Origin of the sequence: Streptomyces sp. NPDC047072, assembly GCF_040643855.1 — a bacterium.
In the GTDB taxonomy this organism is placed as follows: Bacteria; Actinomycetota; Actinomycetes; order Streptomycetales; family Streptomycetaceae; genus Streptomyces.
Genome location: NZ_JBEYVC010000218.1, coordinates 1 through 17250 on the forward strand (window position 1 = coordinate 1; position 17250 = coordinate 17250).

Here is a 17250-nt window from a genome sequence, read left to right on the forward strand (position 1 = left end):
GCAACCCGCTGAAACTCTCCGACTCCCCCACCACCATCACCACCCCACCCCTGCTCGGCCAGCACAACGAAGACATCTACATCGGCGAACTGGGCCTCGGCGACGAGGAGTTGCGGCTGCTCAAGTCGGGCGGGGTGATCTGACGTGGTGAACCGGGGCCACATCACCGGGCCGTTGGGCGGTGATCCATGACGTGATCGAGCACGGGGTCCGGCGACGGTGCGCGTCGACCGGCCCCGGAGTTCCGTGCGCGCACGAAAGGCATTTGGACAGGGGGCGCTGGCCAGATCTTTCGACGCAAGGAGTGCTTGAAGACTATGACAACACTCGACTACTCGTCGTCCGCCGCCTACAGGGAGGTGACGGACCGCAACGGCCGCGTGTTCCGGGTCGGTGAGACCGACCGGAACATCATGGGGCGGCCACGATGGACCATGGTGCTCTTCCCGTGGATGGGCATGCTGGGCATCAGTTCCTCGGAGTACGCGTTCACGTCGGCCGAGGACACACTGCACGAGGCGCATCTGTGGAGCAGTGGGCACATCTTCTGGCTCATGGGCGTCTGGGTGTTCTTCCAGGCGGCCGTAGCCTTCCCGGCCGGTCAACTCCGGGAGAGCGGACGGCTTCCGGCCCGCTACGCGATGATGCTCGGCGCGCTGGGCACCGTCCTCGGCTACCTCTCGCTGGCGTTCGCGCCGAACGTGATCGTCGCCTATCTGGGCTTCGGTGTGTGCAGTGGTATCGGTGCCGGTCTTGTGTATGCGACCTGCGTGAACATGGTCGGCAAGTGGTATCCGGAGCGCAAGGGCGGCAAGACCGGCATGGTCAACGGCGGTTTCGCCTACGGCTCGGTGCCCTTCGTCTTCCTGTTCACGTCGTACATGGACCTGAGCAACTACAAGAACGTCCTGGTCTCGGTGGGTCTGATCTGCTGTGCGGTCGTGGCGTTCGCCGGCTGGTTCTTCAAGGACCCGCCGAAGAACTGGTGGCCGCCGCACGTCGACCCGCTGAAGATGACCGACGACCCGAAGATCCGGCGGGCGCTGGAGAAGAACCCGCCGGCGGTCAAGCAGTACACCCCGAGGGAAGCGGCGCGGACGCCCGTGCTGTGGATGATGTGGTTCTGCCTGCTGTGCACGGCCGGCATCAACATCTTCGGTATCGCCTTCCAGGTGCCGTTCGGCAAGGACATGGGCTTCGCGGGCGGGATCGTGGCAACGGCGATGTCCCTCAAGGCAATTGTCAACGGCACCGGGCGCGGCGTGATCGGCTGGATCTCCGACAAGTTCGGCCGCCGCAACACGCTGATCATCGTGTGTCTGGTGCTGGGCACCGCGCAGTTCGGTGTGCTGGTCTCGGGCCAGATGGGCAGTATGCCGTTCTTCCTCTTCTGCTCCATGGTCTCCGGCTTCGGCGGCGGCGCGATCTTCCCGCTGTTCGCCGCGATGACCGCGGACTACTTCGGTGAGAACAACAACGCCTCCAACTACGGCATGGTCTACAGCTCGAAGCTCATCTCGGGCCTGGTCGGCTCCGGCGTCGGCTCGATCGTGGTCGGCGCCTGGGACTACCAGGGCGCGTTCGTCCTGGCCGGCTGCATCGGCCTGGGCTCCGCGGTGCTGGCGCTGTTCCTCAAGGCGCCCGGCAGGCCCCAGACCAGCCGTCGGACCGTACCCAACCCGCAACCGCTCGGCGAGGAAATGGCCTGACATGACGGCAGATCCGTACGCAGCACGCAGCGAGACCGGCAAGACCGCACCGTCCACCGCCGCACAACGTCCCTACCGCGAAGTGACCGACGCGGGCGGCCGCGTCTACCGCATCGGCGAGACCGACCGGGACATCCTCGGCCACTCGCGCAAGCTCATGGTGTACCTCCCGTGGATCACCATGATGGCCATCAGCGTCTTCGAGTACGCGTACGGCTCGGCCGAGGACACCCTGTCCCACGCCCACGGCTGGACGCAGAGCAACACCTTCTGGATCCTCAGCGTCTGGGTCTTCTTCCAGGCCGGTATCGCCTTCCCGGCGGGCTGGCTGCGGGAGAAGGGAATTCTGACGGCCCGTCAGGCCATGTACATCGGCTCGGGCATGTGTCTGGTCGGGTTCCTCGCCCTGTCGCATCTGAGCAACGTCCTGTTGGCGATCCTGGGGTTCGGCGTCGTCGGAGGCATCGGCGCCGGGCTGGTCTACGCGACCTGCATCAACATGGTCGGCAAATGGTTCCCCGAACGCCGGGGAGCGAAGACCGGGTTCGTCAACGGCGGCTTCGCGTACGGATCACTGCCGTTCATCTTCATCTTCAACTACGGCTTCGACACGGCGAACTACCACCGTGTCCTGGACCTCATCGGTTGCTACATCCTGATCGTGGTCGTGGGCTGCGCGTTCTTCTTCAAGGACCCACCGAAGAACTGGTGGCCCGCCGACATCGACCCGCTCACCCACGGCGCCGGCGAGAAGGGGGCGGACTCCCTCGCCAAGAACCCTCCCGCGGTACGGCAGTTCACGCCGAAGGAGGCCGTTCGGACCGGCATGCTTCCCCTCATGTGGGTCGCGCTCGTGATGACCGCGGGGGTGTCGATCTTCGGGATCTCGTTCCAGGTCGACTATGCGAAGGAGGTTGGCTTCGGCCCGCTGGTGGCGGCCTCCTCGATGGGGGTCATGGCGGTCATCAACGGCGTCGGACGCGGGGTGGTGGGCTGGCTGTCCGACAAGTGGGGCCGCAAGCCGACTCTGGTGTTCGTGATCGTCGTGCTGGGGCTCGCGCAGTTCGGCGTGATCTGGGCGGGTGACGTCAAGAGCGAGTCGCTGTTCCTGTTCTTCGCGTTCCTCTCCGGGTTCGGCGGCGGCGCGTTCTACCCGCTGTTCGCGGCGCTCACCCCGGACTACTTCGGGGAGAACTACAACGCCTCCAACTACGGGCTGGTGTACAGCGGCAAGCTGATCAGCGGCCTGTTCGGCGGCGGCCTGGGCTCCATGGTCGTCGCGGCGTGGGGCTACGACGGGGCGTACGCCCTGGCCGGCGCCACCTCGATGCTCGCGGCGGCGATCGCGCTGCTGCTGCGGCAGCCGGGGCGGCCCCGGAGCGGCACCGCCGCGCCGCAGCCACAAGCCGCGGCCTGAGTACGGCTGTTCGGACATCAGGCGGTCCTCCCCCGCGCCGTCGGGCGGGGAGGGACCGCCTGGTCCGGCCTGCGTCGGGCGCCCGAACCGGCCCGCGTCAGGGGCTACTTCTCGCGCTCGTGGTACATCTTCCGTGTCTGCTCGGTGTGTTGGCGCATCACCGCGGTGGCGCGCTGTTCGTCGCGGTCGGCGATCGCGGCGATCAGTTCGCGGTGTTCGATCCAGGACTGCCGGCCGCGCTGCCGGGCGATCGGCGTGTAGTACCAGCGCACCCGGCGGTCGACCTGTCCCGCGAGTTCGGCGAGGACGGCGTTGCCCGCCAACTCCATGACTGTGGCGTGGAGTCGGGCGTTCAGGGCGACCGCGCTGTCGACGTCGTCCGCGGCGACCGCGCTCTCGCCCTGGGCGCACAGCTCCTCCAGGGCGGCGATGCCGGCGCTGCCCGCGTTGGCGGCGGCCAGTCTGGCGGCCTCCGCCTCCAACAGGGTCCGTACCGTAAGGAGTTGGTCCGCCTCCTCGTCCGTCGGCTCATGCACGAACGCGCCCTGGGCGGGCCGTAGATCGACCCAGCCCTCGGTGTTCAGCCGCTGCAACGCCTCACGCACCGGCTGCCGCGACACCCCCAGATGCCCCGCCAGCTCACTCTCCACAAGATGCTGACCAGGCTGAAGCGCCCGGGTGGTGATGAGTTCGAGCAACGCCCCGTAGACACGGTCGCGCAGGGGACCGGGGCGCTCGAGCCTGGGCACCGTTCCGTACGGCAGTCCTGTGGTCGGCAACATCGCGGTCCCTCCTGTACAGCGTCGTCGCTGCGAACCGGGAGCCAATGATGAATTGGCTTTCGCCTACAGTCTACGGCGCACAACCGCCCGGGGCTTGGGTCGTTCGGCCCCTTCCCAGCAGCTCACGGGCCCTGGTGACGTCACGACTCTTGCTCAGCCTTCACTCCATCCTGTAGACAATATTCAGTCGACAAAGTCGACAGTTCCTCGGTCACCCTCACCGAACGGAGCTTCCTCATCATGAAAGTCGCAGTTCTCGGCGCCGGAGCGATCGGCGCCTACGTAGGTGCGGCCCTGCACCGCGGCGGCGCGGATGTGCACCTCGTCGCCCGTGGGCCCCATCTGGCGGCGATGCGCGGCCAGGGCGTCCAGGTCCTCAGCCCTCGCGGTGACTTCACCGCCCGTGTCCACGCCACCGACGACCCGGCCGAGATAGGCCCGGTCGACTACGTCTTCCTCGGGCTGAAGGCCAACTCATACGCGGCGTGCGGGCCGCTCATCGAGCCCCTTCTCCACGACACCACCGCGGTGATCGCCGCCCAGAACGGCATCCCCTGGTGGTACTTCCACCGGCACGGCGGCCCGCACGACGGCCACCGTCTCGAAAGCGTCGACCCGGGCGGTGCGGTCAGTGCGGTGCTCGCACCCGAGCGGGCCATCGGCTGTGTCGTCTACGCGGCCACCGAGCTCGAAGCGCCCGGTGTCGTACGGCACTTGGAAGGCACCCGGTTCTCCATCGGCGAGCCCGACCGCGCTCTCTCCGCGCGGTGTCTCGCGTTCAGCGAGGCCATGCGGGAAGGCGGTCTCAAGGCTCCGGTCGAGGCGAACCTGCGCAACGACATCTGGCTCAAGCTGCTCGGGAACATCTCGTTCAACCCGATCAGCGCGCTGGTCCGCGCCACCATGCGGCAGATGTGTCTGCACGGCGGCACCCGCAAGGTCATCGAGACGATGATGGCCGAGACGCTCGCGGTCGCCGAGGCGCTCGGCTGCGAGGTCGGCATCTCCATCGAACGCCGTCTGGCCGGCGCCGAACGCGTCGGCGACCACCGCACCTCCACGCTCCAGGACCTGGAGCGCGGCAAGCCGCTCGAACTCGACGTCCTGCTCACGGCCGTCATCGAGCTCGCGGACATCACCGGAGTGGACGTGCCCACCCTGCGCACCGTCCACGCCCTCTCCGACCTCCTCGCCCTCCGGTCCGCCGCATGACCGGGCCGACCACCCGGACCCTCGGTGCCGACGCTCGGCCGCGGCCGAACACCGGCACCGAGGGCCCGATGGCCCACGCGATCGGCCGGGAGATCATCCAAGCGGGCCTGGTCGACCGGGAGTTCGTCGAGCGCGCGACCTCCGGGTTCGACGAGTACAGGGCGCTGGTCGAGCCGTGGACCGTGTCGCTCGCGGTGAAGGTGACGGGCGTACCGGCCGCTGCCATCAGGGAGTTGGCGCGGGCCTGCGCTCGCGGCGAGCCGTTGCGGGCGTTCGACGGCACCGAGGACGCGGACGCCCGCGCGCTGGCGAACCTGTGGCTGCTCACCGGTCGCGGTCACGGCGACCGGGAGCGTCGTACGCCCTTCCATCTCGTTGAGCACGCCCCTCCCGTCGATCTGACGGACGAGCGGTATCCGGTCCGGCTCACCACGGGGCGCCGCCTCGATTCGTACAACACCCTTCTGCAGAAAGGCGGTCCGGGATCCTCGGTGCGGCGTGGGGAGTGCGTCGAGCTGAGTCCTGAGGACGCCGAGCGCTATGGCGTGGTGGTCGGGGAGGAGGTGCGGGTCGTCACGCGGCGCGGTTCGATGACGGCGCCGGTGTGGGTGGATCCGGCCCTGCGGCCGGGACTTGCGTTCATGACCGGGAGTCCGTCGGAGGCGTCGGAGGCCAACGGGCGGGCCGCCAGGGCTCGTTGTCCGATCCCGGGAGCCGCGGAGTTCGAGGCCGCCGCGATCCGGATCGAGAAGACGCCCGTCGTGGCTGTGCGGAACTGAGGCCGGACATGGGACGGGTGGCGGCGCGACACAGGGCGGGCCTCAAGCCGGTGGGTACGACGCCCCGCCGGCCCGTCCGCTGCACTCCCCCGGTCCGCGTCGAGCCCCGACGCCACGCGAGCCTCCCCGACCGGCTCGGCGTGGCCGTACGGGACTTGGACCGGGCCGGGGGCCTGTTCCCGGGGAACAGGGGCGCCGTCCTTTCGAAGCGGCCACCCGATCCGACCTCCTGTCCGGCCCCTCCATGAGCGGCGGGACCCCGACCGGCGGGGAGCGCCCCCTGCGCCCTCGGGGTCCCGCCTCAGTCCTGCGCTCTCAGCACTTCTCCCGCAGCGAGTGCAGGTAGGCGCTGGAGCGGCGCGCGAAGGTGAACGACTCGGTGGGCTGGTCGTGTTCGGCCTGCCAGTGGTGTGCCAGTCGCTCCCCGCGCAGCCGGGTCACGGCCGAGATGAAGCGCTGGTAGTCGATGTCGCCGTCGCCCACGTCGGTCATGCGGTAGCCGTAGGTGTTCGCCGGGTCGCTCACCCCGTCCTTGACGTGGAAGAGCGGGTAGCGGTGGGGCCGTTCGAGGACGTAGTCGAGCGGCTCGAAGGGCGCGGGGGTGCCGTCTGGCCGCTTGGAGAAGCGGAATTGGCCCGAGTACGCCCAGAAGATGTCCATCTCCAGGAAGACCAGATCGGGGTCGGTCTCGGCGAGGAGGACGTCGTAGAGGCGGACCTTGGGGTTGTCGGTGGCGAAGGAGAACTCCTCGGAGTGGTTGTGCTGGTAGAACTTCATGCCGCGCGCCTTCGCCGCCGCCCCGTAGGTGTTGAACTCCTCGGCCGCCCGCTTCCACGCGTCGACGGTGGAGCCGTAGCGGAAGGGGCCGGAGGCGGTGCCGATGTGCTTGAGGCCGAGGGCCTGGGCGTCGTCGAGGACCTTGGTGAGGTTCTGCGCGAAGGTGTACGCGTTCGGGTCGTCGGCGTAGTAACCGACGTGGCTGCCGATCGGGTTGAGGCCGTGGTCGCGGGCCAGCCGTTTCAGCTGGGCGAGGGTGATGGGGCCGGCCGAGCCCTGGGTGTATCCGGCGAACTCGACCTCGTCGTAGCCGTACTTCTCCAGCTCGGCGAAGACGGGGGCGAAGCCGAGCGTGGAGACCTTGTCGCGGAGGCTGTAGAGCTGGATGCCGAGGCGGCCGGGGGGCAGGACGGGACGGCCGCGGCCTCTGCTCGCGGATTCGGCGTCGGCGGCCGGTGCCGGTGTGGCCTGTGGCGCTGTGGCTTGTGCCGCTGTGGCGGGGGTGGCGGCGGCGCCGACGAGTGCGGCGGCGGTGGCGCCCGCGGCCACGCCGAGCATGCCTCGTCTGCTGAGGCGGTGGGTGAGGTCGGGGTCGGTCCGGGAGATGCGGCTCATGCGGGGAACTCCTCCGGGTCGAGGGCCGTTGTCGGTGGTGAGTGCTTCACTGGTGACCAGTCAGGAAAGACCGGCCAGTCGGAGCAGCAGTGACTTCACGTCGGTGGCCGCGATGCGGCCGTCGACGGCACGGGGGGTGGAGCAGATGAGGAGCGGACCGTCGTCGTCGCTCCGTGGCAGGCGGCCGTGGCTGCCGCGAATAGGTGACGGGTCGAGGGGCACGACCGCCATGCGATAGCGCAGGCCGAGTTTCTTGCGGGCCAGCGCGGTGGCCGCCTTGACCTTGACGTAGGGGTCGAGCGGGTCCATGAAGAGTTCGACCGGGTCGTAGCCGGGTTTGCGGTGGATCTCGACCAGTCGCGCGAAGTCGGGCGCGCGGTCGTCGTCGAGCCAGTAGTAGTACGTGAACCAGGCGTCCGGTTCCGCCACGGCGACGAGTTCGCCGGAGCGCGGATGGTCGAGATGGTGGGCCTTCTTGCCCTCGTCGTCGAGGAGTTGGTCGATGCCGGGGAGATCGGCCAGGGCTGCCCGGGTGGCGTCGAGGTCCTCGGGGCGGCGCACATAGACGTGGGCGATCTGGTGGTCGGCGACCGCGAAGGCGCGGGAGGCCATCGTGTCGAGGTACTCCATGCCGTCCTGCGTGTGCACCTCCAACAGCCCCGCGCGGCGCAGGGCGCGGTTGATGTCCACGGGCCGGTCGGCGCGGGTGATGCCGTATTCGGACAGGGCGACGACGGTACGGCCTTCCGCGCGGGCGTCGTCCAGGAGCGGGGCGAGGGCCCGGTCCAGGTCGGCGGCCGCTTTCAGGGAGCGTGGGTCGTCGGGGCCGAAGCGTTGCAGGTCGTAGTCGAGGTGGGGGAGGTAGCAGAGCGTCAGGTCGGGGCGGCGGGTGCGCTGGATGTGGCGGGTGGCGTCGATGATCCACCGGCTGGAGACGAGGTCCGCGCCGGGGCCCCAGAAGTGGAAGAGGGGGAAGGTGCCGAGTTTCTCGGTGAGTTCGTCGTGCAGGGCCGGGGGCCGGGTGTAGCAGTCGGGTTCCTTGCGGCCGTCGGAGTAGTAGATCGGACGGGGGGTGACGGTGATGTCGGTGTCGGCGCCCATGGCGTACCACCAGCAGATGTTGGCGACGGTGTAGCCGGGGTGGGCGCGGCGGGCGGCGTCCCAGATCTTGTCGCCGGCGACGAGACCGTTGTGCTGGCGCCACAGGAGTACGTCGCCGAGTTCGCGGAAGTACCAGCCGTTGCCGACGATGCCGTGCTCGCTGGGGTGGGTGCCGGTGAGGAAGGTGGACTGGGCGGCGCAGGTGACGGCGGGCAGGACGGTGCCGAGCGGGGCGTGGGAGCCGGATCGGGCGAGCCGCTTGAGGTGGGGCATGTGGTCGAGGAGACGGGGGGTGAGGCCTACGACGTCGAGGACGAGGAGGGGGGTGGGGCGGGCGGCCGCGGTCGCGGGGGTGTGGGGGTGCGGGCCTTCGGCGCCGGTGCCAGTGGGTCCGGTGGCGCTGGTGCCGGTGCCTGTCGGTCCGGTGGCGCTGGTGCCGGTGCCTGTCGGTCCGGTGGCGCTGGTGCCGGTGCCTGTCGGTCCGGCAGCGCTCGTGCCGGTGCCTGTCGGTCCGGCAGCGCTCGTGCCGGTGCCTGTCGGTCCGACGGCGCTCGTGCCGGTGTCCGTGAGTCCGTCGGCGCTCTCGCCGGAGGCTTCCGTGGTCATGGCAGCTCCTTGAGGCCGAGGTCCGTCAACAGGTCGCGGGCGAGGGTGAGTTCGGCGGCGATTCCGTCGGCGAGCTGGGTGCGGCCGCGGGGGCGGAGTTCGGGTGGCAGGGCCTGCCAGGTGTAGGTCTCGACCTCGAGGTGGCGAGTGAGGGGGTGGGGGCCGCCGACCAGGCGGGTCAGGGCGGTTTTGAGGACCGGGAGGGTGGAGGTGAGGGGTGCGGCGGGGGCCGCGTGCAGGGGGACGTGGAAGTGGGCGCGCCAGGGGGCGCCGTCGGGGAGGGTGTCGCCCGCAAGGGCCGCGCCGAGGTCGTCGGTGCCGCGCAGTCCGGCGGCGGTGGAGGTGCGGGTCTGGTGGAGGAAGCGGGGTTCGTCGAAGGCGGCGAGCGCGGTGCGGACTTCGGGGAGGTGGGGGTGTTCGGCGTGCAGGGCGGCCGAGAGCTGGGTTTTCACGACGGGGACGCCGGCCCTGGTGAGGGCGTCGAGGGCGGTGTGCGGGTCTTCGAAGGAGGTGGCGAGGTGGCAGGTGTCGACGCAGATACCGATGCGGTCGTGGGCGATCGCGGTCAGCGGGGCGAGGGCGTCGCCGGTGGTCTCGACGACGCAGCCGGGTTCCGGTTCCAGGCCGATGCGGATGGAGCGGCCGGTCAGTTCCTGGAGGGCGTCGAGGCGTTCGGCGAGGGTGAGCAGGGCGGTGCGGGACTTGTCGGCGCGGCCCTCGTCATAGCCGGTGCGCCACGCGAGCGGAAGGGTGGAGATGCTGCCCTCGGCGACGTCGTCGGGCAGGAGTCCGGCGAGGAGACGGGCCAGGGAGGTGGTGTGGTCGAGGCGTTCGGGGTCGGCCCAGTCCGGCTTGTAGACGCGGTACTTGACCTCCTCGGCTCCGAAGCCCTCGTAGGGGAAGCCGTTGAGGGTGACGACCTCCAGGCCGCGGCGGTCGAGTTCGGTGCGCAGGTCGCGCAGTGCGGACGGGTCGGTGACCAGGGCGTGGGCGGCGTCGCGGGCCAGCCAGAGGCCGATGCCGAGGCGGTCGCGGCCGAGGCGGCGGCGGACGGGCTCGCAGTGGTCACGCAGCTGGGCGAGGACGCCGTCGAGGGTCTCGGCGGGGTGGACGTTGGTGCAGTAGGCGAGGTGGACGGTGGTGCCGTCGGGGTGGCGGAAGCGCATGGGTCACGCCTCCGTCTTCGGGGCGCCGCGCAGGATGGAGTTGCCCTCGTGGGTGGCGTCGGGGGTCGTGACGTCGAGGTCGAGGCGGCCGCTGAGTCCGTAGAAGGCGACGGGGTTGCGCCACAGCACCCGGTCGACGTCGTCCTCGGTGAAGCCCTCGGCCAGCATCAGGTCGCCGACCTTGCGGGTCTTCAGGGGATCGCTGCGGCCCCAGTCGGCGGCGGAGTTCACCAGGACCTGCTCGGGCCCGTAGGTGCGCAGGATCGCGATCATCCGTTCCTCGTCCATCTTGGTGTCGGGATAGACGGAGAAGCCGAGCCAGCAGCCGCTGTCCTTGGCCTCCTTGACGGTGGTCTCGTTGAGGTGGTCCATGAGGACCCGTTCCGGCGCCAGCGCGGACTCGCGGACCACGTCGAGGGTGCGGCGCAGGCCGGCGAGCTTGTCGCGGTGCGGGGTGTGGACGAGCGCGGGCAGGTCGTGGTCGGCGGCGAGCTGGAGCTGGGTGGCGAGGGCGGTGTCCTCGGCGGGGGTCATGGAGTCGTAGCCGATCTCACCGACGGCGACGACCTGGTCCTTGACGAGATACCGGGGCAGTTCGTCGAGGACCGGGGTGCAGCGCGGGTCGTTCGCCTCCTTGGGGTTGAGGGCGAGGGTGCAGTGGTGGGCGATGCCGTACTGGGCGGCGCGGAAGGGTTCCCAGCCCAGCAGGGCGTCGAAGTAGTCGAGGAAGGAGGCGGGCGAGGTGCGGGGCTGGCCGAGCCAGAAGGCGGGCTCGACCACGGCGCGGACCCCGGCGGCGTGCATGGCCTGGTAGTCGTCGGTGGTGCGGGAGGTCATGTGGATGTGGGGGTCGAAGATGCGCATCAGGACTCCTCGCCGTCGGTTCCGCGCGGTCCGTGGTCGGCGGCCGGTGCGGGTGGGGTGGCCGTGGGGTCGGTCAGGGTCAGGACGGAGTACAGGTCCTCGGGGACGGGGCGGCCGGCGGCGGTGCGTTCGGCGGCGTAGTCGCCGAGCATGCGGGCGAGTTCGGCGTCGGCGCGGGAGCGTCGGGCGAGGTCGGCCACCTCGGTCACGGGTACGCCGGTGAACAGGCACTTCAGGACGGCGTGCCGCCAGGCGTGGGCGTCGAGGTGGCGGGCGGCGTAGGGGCCGACGGCGGCGGCGAGGAGGCGGGTGTCGTTGGTGCGCAGGGCGTCCTCGACGAGCGGGAGGGCGTCCGGGCCGGGCACGAGGTGGGGCAGGGCGTGCAGGACGGCGCGGCGTTCGGCGGCGGTGCCCTGCGCGTAGACCCGGGTGAGGGCGTCGGTGTCGGGGCGGGCCGCGTGCAGGATCAGGACGCGGGCGGCGTCGGCGTGTTCGGGGCCGCAGCGGCGTCCGGCCTCGGCGAGACGCAGTTCCCACACGGAGATGGGGCCGTGGCTGCCGGGGTGGGTGGTGGCCTCGTCGAGGGCCGGGTCGAGCCAGGCGCGGGCGGCTCCGCCGAGGCGCGCGGTGAGGTGGGTGTACAGGTCGTCGAGCGGGGTGCGGGCGAGGGTGGTGCCCGTGGGTGCCGCTGCGGGGGTCGCCTGGTGGGCGTGGAGGTGGGTCATGGGGTGCTTCCTTGTGAGAGCGCCGCTGCCTGACGGAGGAACGGGAGGGAGAGTTCGGCGTAGTGGGGGCCCGCGTGGGAGTGGCGGGGCAGTTCGACGACGGTCAGGCCCCGGTAGCCGGTGGCCGCCAGGGCGGCGAGGACCGGCGGGAAGTCGATCTCGCCCTCGCCGAGCGGGAGGTGTTCGTGGACGCCGCGGCGCATGTCCTCGATCTGGACGTGGCGCAGCCAGGGGCCGGCGGCGCGGACGCAGTCGGCGGGCGGCAGGGGCTCCAGGCACTGGCAGTGGCCGAGGTCGAGGGTGAGGCCGAGGGCCGCCGGGTCGCCGAGGGTGGTGCGGAGGTGGTGGAAGTCGGCGAGGGTCGCGAGGAGGTGACCGGGTTCCGGCTCGACGGCGAGGGGGATGCCGGCCGCGGTGGCGGCGTCCAGGACGGGGGCGAGGGTCTCGGCGAGGCGTTTCCATGCCGTGTCCCGGTCCTCGTGGGCCGGTGGGAGGCCGCTGAAGCAGTGCACGGCGTGCGCGCCCAGGTCGGCGGCGACCTGGACGGCCCGGACCAGCAGGTCGACCCGGCGGGCGCGGTCCTCCGGGTCGGGGTCGAGCAGCGAGGGGCCGTGCTTGCGGCGCGGATCGAGGACATAGCGGGCGCCCGTCTCGACGGTCACACTCAGGCCGAGCGCGTCCAGCCGGTGGGCGAGACGGCGAGTGCGAGTGGCGAGGTCCGGGGCGAGCGGGTCCAGGTGCATGTGGTCGAGGGTCAGCCCGAGGCCGTCGTAGCCGAGATCGGCGAGGAGTCCGAGCGCGTCGTCGAGCCGGAGGTCGGCGAGCCCGTTGGTGCCGTAGCCGAAGCGGAGAGGGGCGGGAGAGGGGGCGGGCTGGATCATCCGGCGCTCACCTTTCCCGCGAGCCGTGCGGCCACGGGGAGGGGCCGGGCCGGCCTGCCGTCCCGGCCGGCGTGCAGGAGCCCCAGGGACTCAGCCGGGACCGTCGTCCGAAGGAACGGATGTCCGAGGCGAAAGCGGCGAGCAGGGCAGGGAGGTTGCTCGAAGCGAAGGCGCGGAGTCTCGGCGATCAGTCCCGTCTTCGGGGCGGGGGCCGCGCTGACTTCGGCGCAATCCGCGACGGCGATGGTGGCGTAGTCCGCGACGGCGGTGGTGGCGGCCGGGCCGCGTGCCTCGATCGGCCGGAGGCCGGGGCGTGGTGGTGGGACGGACGCGGGCATGAGCAGCCTCCTGGTCGTGCGAGTCGGGTGCGTCGTGCGGGGGCTCCCGGCGAAGGGGCTTCGTGAGAGGGCCGAGACGGCGGGCGGGGTCCGGCGTCCCCCGCCCGCCGCCGTTCAGTCGCCCTGCGAGGCCCGCGCGGCCTGCGCGGGCAGTTCCCTGATCCGGACGTCACGGAAGGACACCTGGTCGTCGGCTCCGTGGTTCTGGAGGCCGATGTGTCCGTCGGTGAGGCTCCGGGCCGGATCGGTGTTGGTGAAATCGTTGATCTTGACGCCGTTGAGCCAGACGCGGAGGCGTTCGCCCTCCACACGGATCTCGTACGTGTTCCACTCCCCCGGCGGGTTCAGCGCGCGGTCCCGCTTCTTGAGGTCGGCGGAGCGGAAGCCGTAGACGGAGCCGGTCGTCTTCTCCGGTACGTCGGTGGCGTCGATCTGGATCTCGTAGCCGTTGTCGACGGCGGACCAGGGGTCGTCCGAGGGCGGGAAGCCCACGAACACACCGGAGTTGTCGTCCCCGGCGACCCGCCAGTCGAGCTTCAGCGAGTACGACGAGAACCCGGATGCGGCGTACCAGAGCATCCCCATGCCGCCGGTCGACGTCAGGGTGCCGTCGGCGGACAGGGTGAACGCGCCCGGCCCCGCCTGCCGCCAGCCGTCCAGGGAGGCGGCCGTGCCGTCGAAGAGCGGCCGATAGCCGTTCTCCGGACGGCAGTCGGCCTGCGCGTCGCCGATCGCATACCGGATCCCGCCTGCCAGATGTCTGCGGAATACAGGATCCGTGTACGACTCCTTCGTATGGCCGAGGCCGGTGTAGAAGGAGCGGCCGCCCTGGTAGGTCTGGCACCAGGCGATGGGATGGTCGCCGTTCATCGTGCCGCCGGTGTACGACGACTCGTCGAGGGAGGCCAGGACGCGGACCCGTTCGCGGGGGTTGGAGCGGTAGTTGTACCACTCGTCCGTGCGGTTCCACGCCGGCGACAGCGACGACGTGGACGGGTGAGCCCGGTCCTCGCTCACCACGGTGGCCGGCTGGATCGCCGGGTGGGACTGGAACCAGGCGCCGGCGAGGCCGCCGTAGAACGCCCAGTCGTACTCGGTGTCGGCGGCCGCGTGGATGCCGACGTATCCGCCGCCGTTGCGGATGTAGCCCTCGAACGCCCGTTGTTGGCCGGAGTCGAGGACGTCTCCGGTGGTGGAGAGGAAGACGACGGCGTCGTAGCGGCGCAGGTTGCGCGCAGTGAACGCGGCCGCGTCCTCCGTCGCGGCGACCGTGAAGCCGTCGCTCGCGCCCAAGTCCCGTACCGCCGCGATCCCTTCGGGGATCGAGTCGTGACGGAAGCCGGCCGTCTTGGAGAAGACCAGCACCCGCTTGTCGTCAGAGCCGTGGGAGCCGTGGGACGCGGCGGGCTGCGAGACACAGCCGAGGAGCAGGGCGGCTCCCGCAACCGCCGTGGTCCATCGTCCAGTTGTGTGCATGGGTGCCTCTCCTCTCAGCCGGTGGTGAAGGTGAAGTCGTCCACGTCGAACAGCGCCCCGGTGCCGGTCCCCTTGAAGACCAGGTAGAGGGTCGTGGTGCCCTTCGGCGCGCGGGACAGGGTGGTGGTGACGTCCTGGAAGGTCTCCCAGCCGCCCGTCACGGGGACGGCCGCCGTGCCGAGCAGAATGCCGGTCGAGGAGCCCGCGCGGATCTCCAGCGTGCCGCCGCTTCCGCCCGAAGAGATGCGCGCTGTAAGGGACTTGGCGTTGCTCAGCACGTACGGCGTGAAGGCGATCCAGTCCCCGTCGTTGATGTCGCCGACCGTCCGGCCGCCGTGGGCCGCGGACTTGTCGATGAGGGAGACGCCCGAGCCGGTGCCGAAGTGCTCGGCCTGCCGGTGCCTGGGCTGCAGGACGCTCTGGTCGTGGGTGGTGAGCGGGGCCTGGCCGCCGCCTCCGTTGTCGGTGTACTCGGCGTCCAGCACGCCGAAGATGTTGGCGTCCTCGTCGTGGCCGCCGTCGGCGCTGGTCCGGAGGGTGCCGGTGCAGCCGTTGGCGGAGGTGACGGGGTGGCCGTGGCTGTCGTGGCCGAGGACGAAGGTGACCTTGACCTTGGCGCAGTCGAGGGAGCGGCCGTCCTCGGGATCGCTCACCCGCACCTTGAACGGGATCGCGTCACCGAAGCTGAACAGCTGCCCGTCGCGCGGGAGTTCAAGGGTCACCTTGGGCGCGGTGTTGCCGACGACCACCTGCACGCTCGCGCTGCCGGTACGCCCCGAGGGGTCCTTCACGGTCAGGGTCGCCGTGTAGGTGCCGTTCTTCCTGTACTTGTACGTCGGGTTCGGTGCCGTCGAGGTGCCGCCGTCGCCGAAGTCCCAGTTGTACGTGAGGGTGTCGCCGTCCTGGTCGGAGGTGCCCTCCGAGGAGAACTGCACCTTCAGCGGCGCCTGCCCCGAGGTCCGGTTCGCGGCGGCCTGGGCGACCGGCGAGTGGCCACCGGTGGCGTTCTCGATGCGGTAGAGGGCGGAGTTCTCGTCGCCGCCGAACCAGGAGAGGCCGTAGTCGAGGACGTACAGCGCGCCGTCCGGGCCGAAGGCCATGTCCATCACCTGGGTGCCGGTCCACGGGACGTCGTTGATCGACTCCACGGTGCCGTCGGCGTCGCTGGAGATCCGTTTGATCCAGCGGCGGCCGAACTCCCCGGCGAAGAAGTCGCCGTCGTAGGCCTCGGGGAACTTCACCGGCGAGTCGAGCGCGGGGTCGTAGTGGTAGACCGGGCCGCCCATCGGGGACTCGGAGCCGGTGCCGAACTCCGGTACGGAGCCGCCGTCGTAGGGGACCCAGGCGGCCTGCGCCGGGGGCAGGTCGGTGAGGCCGGTGTTGTGCGGGGAGGTGTTCTTCGGGGCGGCGCAGTCGAAGGAGGCGCCCGAGGTGCCGGTCGCGAAGTCGTAGTCGACGTAGGCGTCGTCGGCGCCCGTGCAGTACGGCCATCCGAAGTTGCCGGGGGCGGTCACCCGGGCGAACTCGACCTGCCCGGCCGGTCCGCGGGCCGGGTCGGCGGCGCCCGCGTCGGGGCCGTAGTCGCCGACATACAGGATCCCGGTGGCCTTGTCGACGCTAAAGCGGAACGGGTTGCGGAAGCCCATGGCGTAGATCTCGGGCCGGGTCTTCTCGGAGCCGGGCGCGAAGAGGTTGCCGTCGGGGACGGCGTAGGAGCCGTCGGCGTTGACCTTGATGCGCAGGATCTTGCCGCGCAGGTCGTTGGTGTTGCCGGCGGTGCGCTGGGCGTCGAACGCCGGGTTGCGGTCGGGCCGTTCGTCGATGGGGGTGTAGCCGTCGGACTGGAAGGGGTTGGAGTCGTCGCCCGTCGACAGGTAGAGGTTGCCGGCCGCGTCGAAGTCGATGTCGCCGCCGACGTGGCAGCAGATGCCTCGGGTCGCCGGGATGTCGATGACCTTCGTCTCGCTGGCCGCGTCGAGGGTGCCGTCGGTGTTCAGGACGAACCGGGAGAGCCGGTTGACGCCGTCGAAGGGCGCGAAGTCGGCCGCGGTGCCGGTCTCGGGGGCATCGCCCGCCGGGGTGTTCAACGGGGGTGCGTAGTACAGGTAGATGAAGCGGTTCGAGGCGAACCCCGGGTCCACGCCCACGCCTTGGAGGCCCTCTTCGTCGTGGGAGTAGACGTCGAGCTTGCCCGCGAGTCTCGTGGTGCCCGCCGCGTCGGTCAGGCGGAGTTCGCCGTCGCGCGAGGTATGCAGGACCGAGCGGTCCGGGAGGACGGCGAGCGACATGGGCTCGCCGACCTCCGGTTCGCCCTTGGCGAGGGTGATCTGCTGGAAGTCCTCGGCGACGGCCGGAGCAGCGGCTCCCGGGTCGGCGGCTCCCTGGGCGGCGACGGCTGCGCCGGCCTGGGGAGCGGTGAGGGTGAGCGTCGCGCCCGCCAGCAGTGCGCCGCTGAACAGGGCGAGGGTCTTGCGGACGGTGAGGCGTCCTCTGTGGGGCTCGGATCTGGTGGTGAGGGCGTTACGGGGTTTCCCGTGCACGAATGCCTCCAGAATGGGGCCGGTTGTACGGGCGGGTGCGGGTGCGCCGGGATGCGCCGTCATCCCGGAGGGCTCAAAAGGCGCCGGAATGGGCTCAGTTACCGAAGGCGGCGTCGAAGGAGGCCGACGGGGGCTCGAAGTCGTACGCCTTCAGGCTCTTCAGTGCCTCGGGGGCGCCTTGGAGCCGGTCCATGCCGGCGTCCTCCCACTCGACGGAGATCGGGCCCTGGTAGTCGATGGAGCGCAGCATCCGAAAGACGTC

13 protein-coding genes and 3 pseudogenes are annotated in these 17250 nt (G+C 70.7%); 5 read left to right on the forward strand and 11 right to left on the reverse strand.

Features of this window, described 5'->3' with window-relative positions; translation table 11 throughout:
- The 3 genes and pseudogenes from ABZ896_RS47215 to ABZ896_RS47225 form a co-directional block, all read left to right on the forward strand.
- A pseudogene (locus ABZ896_RS47215) lies at positions 1–143 on the forward strand (formyl-CoA transferase); the annotation flags it as partial.
- Positions 144–317: 174 nt separating this feature from the next.
- Positions 318–1709, forward strand: coding sequence for an OFA family MFS transporter (locus tag ABZ896_RS47220; RefSeq protein ID WP_360943690.1), 1392 nt, complete (start codon positions 318–320; stop codon positions 1707–1709).
- 1 nt (position 1710) lies between these two features.
- On the forward strand, positions 1711–3126 hold the full coding sequence (locus ABZ896_RS47225) for an OFA family MFS transporter (protein ID WP_360943693.1): 1416 nt from the start codon (positions 1711–1713) through the stop codon (positions 3124–3126).
- A gap of 104 nt (positions 3127–3230) precedes the next feature.
- Here ABZ896_RS47225 and ABZ896_RS47230 read toward each other — a convergent pair whose 3' ends face one another.
- Positions 3231–3908, reverse strand: a complete 678-nt coding sequence (locus ABZ896_RS47230; protein ID WP_360943696.1) for a GntR family transcriptional regulator — start codon at positions 3906–3908, stop codon at positions 3231–3233.
- A 240-nt stretch (positions 3909–4148) separates the two neighbouring features.
- On the opposite strand from ABZ896_RS47230, the gene ABZ896_RS47235 reads away from it, so the two are divergent.
- The gene (locus ABZ896_RS47235) at positions 4149–5120 is read left to right on the forward strand and encodes a 2-dehydropantoate 2-reductase (protein WP_360943699.1); all 972 of its coding nucleotides are present in this window, start codon (positions 4149–4151) and stop codon (positions 5118–5120) included.
- A 47-nt stretch (positions 5121–5167) separates the two neighbouring features.
- A pseudogene (locus tag ABZ896_RS47240) lies at positions 5168–5899 on the forward strand (molybdopterin dinucleotide binding domain-containing protein); the annotation flags it as partial.
- A 315-nt stretch (positions 5900–6214) separates the two neighbouring features.
- Here the strand turns inward: ABZ896_RS47240 and ABZ896_RS47245 are convergent.
- From ABZ896_RS47245 to ABZ896_RS47290, 10 genes and pseudogenes are all read right to left on the reverse strand, one after another.
- The gene (locus ABZ896_RS47245) at positions 6215–7291 is read right to left on the reverse strand and encodes a sugar phosphate isomerase/epimerase (RefSeq protein ID WP_360943702.1); all 1077 of its coding nucleotides are present in this window, start codon (positions 7289–7291) and stop codon (positions 6215–6217) included.
- A 60-nt stretch (positions 7292–7351) separates the two neighbouring features.
- Positions 7352–8998, reverse strand: a complete 1647-nt coding sequence (locus ABZ896_RS47250; protein ID WP_360943705.1) for an alkaline phosphatase family protein — start codon at positions 8996–8998, stop codon at positions 7352–7354.
- Complete coding sequence (eboE, locus tag ABZ896_RS47255; protein WP_360943708.1) at positions 8995–10164, reverse strand: metabolite traffic protein EboE; 1170 nt, start codon at positions 10162–10164, stop codon at positions 8995–8997. The genes ABZ896_RS47250 and eboE overlap by 4 nt, the downstream gene beginning before the upstream one ends.
- Positions 10165–10167: 3 nt before the next feature.
- Positions 10168–11028, reverse strand: a complete 861-nt coding sequence (locus ABZ896_RS47260) for a TatD family hydrolase (RefSeq protein ID WP_360943711.1) — start codon at positions 11026–11028, stop codon at positions 10168–10170.
- Positions 11028–11753: an EboA domain-containing protein gene (locus ABZ896_RS47265; protein WP_360943714.1), complete on the reverse strand. Its 726-nt coding sequence runs from the start codon at positions 11751–11753 to the stop codon at positions 11028–11030. The genes ABZ896_RS47260 and ABZ896_RS47265 overlap by 1 nt, the downstream gene beginning before the upstream one ends.
- A complete protein-coding gene (locus ABZ896_RS47270) occupies positions 11750–12634 on the reverse strand; it encodes a sugar phosphate isomerase/epimerase family protein (RefSeq protein WP_360943717.1) in 885 nt (294 codons plus the stop codon). The genes ABZ896_RS47265 and ABZ896_RS47270 overlap by 4 nt, the downstream gene beginning before the upstream one ends.
- Complete coding sequence (locus tag ABZ896_RS47275) at positions 12631–12972, reverse strand: hypothetical protein (protein WP_360943720.1); 342 nt, start codon at positions 12970–12972, stop codon at positions 12631–12633. Before ABZ896_RS47275 ends, ABZ896_RS47270 begins: the two co-directional genes overlap by 4 nt.
- 114 nt (positions 12973–13086) lie before the next feature.
- On the reverse strand, positions 13087–14448 hold the full coding sequence (locus ABZ896_RS47280; protein WP_360943723.1) for a ThuA domain-containing protein: 1362 nt from the start codon (positions 14446–14448) through the stop codon (positions 13087–13089).
- Between the two features lie 14 nt (positions 14449–14462).
- Positions 14463–17051, reverse strand: a complete 2589-nt coding sequence (locus tag ABZ896_RS47285) for a PQQ-dependent sugar dehydrogenase (RefSeq protein WP_360943726.1) — start codon at positions 17049–17051, stop codon at positions 14463–14465.
- A gap of 31 nt (positions 17052–17082) precedes the next feature.
- Positions 17083–17250, reverse strand: a pseudogene (locus ABZ896_RS47290) (sugar phosphate isomerase/epimerase); the annotation flags it as partial.

Bases quoted from the DNA above. Each gene is read 5' to 3' on its own strand.
- ABZ896_RS47220 (WP_360943690.1), top strand. From the start codon at position 318: ATGACAACACTCGACTACTCGTCGTCCGCCGCCTACAGGGAGGTGACG.
- ABZ896_RS47225 (WP_360943693.1), top strand. From the start codon at position 1,711: ATGACGGCAGATCCGTACGCAGCACGCAGCGAGACCGGCAAGACCGCA.
- ABZ896_RS47230 (WP_360943696.1), bottom strand. From the start codon at position 3,908: ATGTTGCCGACCACAGGACTGCCGTACGGAACGGTGCCCAGGCTCGAG.
- ABZ896_RS47235 (WP_360943699.1), top strand. From the start codon at position 4,149: ATGAAAGTCGCAGTTCTCGGCGCCGGAGCGATCGGCGCCTACGTAGGT.
- ABZ896_RS47245 (WP_360943702.1), bottom strand. From the start codon at position 7,291: ATGAGCCGCATCTCCCGGACCGACCCCGACCTCACCCACCGCCTCAGC.
- ABZ896_RS47250 (WP_360943705.1), bottom strand. From the start codon at position 8,998: ATGACCACGGAAGCCTCCGGCGAGAGCGCCGACGGACTCACGGACACC.
- eboE (WP_360943708.1), bottom strand. From the start codon at position 10,164: ATGCGCTTCCGCCACCCCGACGGCACCACCGTCCACCTCGCCTACTGC.
- ABZ896_RS47260 (WP_360943711.1), bottom strand. From the start codon at position 11,028: ATGCGCATCTTCGACCCCCACATCCACATGACCTCCCGCACCACCGAC.
- ABZ896_RS47265 (WP_360943714.1), bottom strand. From the start codon at position 11,753: ATGACCCACCTCCACGCCCACCAGGCGACCCCCGCAGCGGCACCCACG.
- ABZ896_RS47270 (WP_360943717.1), bottom strand. From the start codon at position 12,634: ATGATCCAGCCCGCCCCCTCTCCCGCCCCTCTCCGCTTCGGCTACGGC.
- ABZ896_RS47275 (WP_360943720.1), bottom strand. From the start codon at position 12,972: ATGCCCGCGTCCGTCCCACCACCACGCCCCGGCCTCCGGCCGATCGAG.
- ABZ896_RS47280 (WP_360943723.1), bottom strand. From the start codon at position 14,448: ATGCACACAACTGGACGATGGACCACGGCGGTTGCGGGAGCCGCCCTG.
- ABZ896_RS47285 (WP_360943726.1), bottom strand. From the start codon at position 17,051: ATGACGGCGCATCCCGGCGCACCCGCACCCGCCCGTACAACCGGCCCC.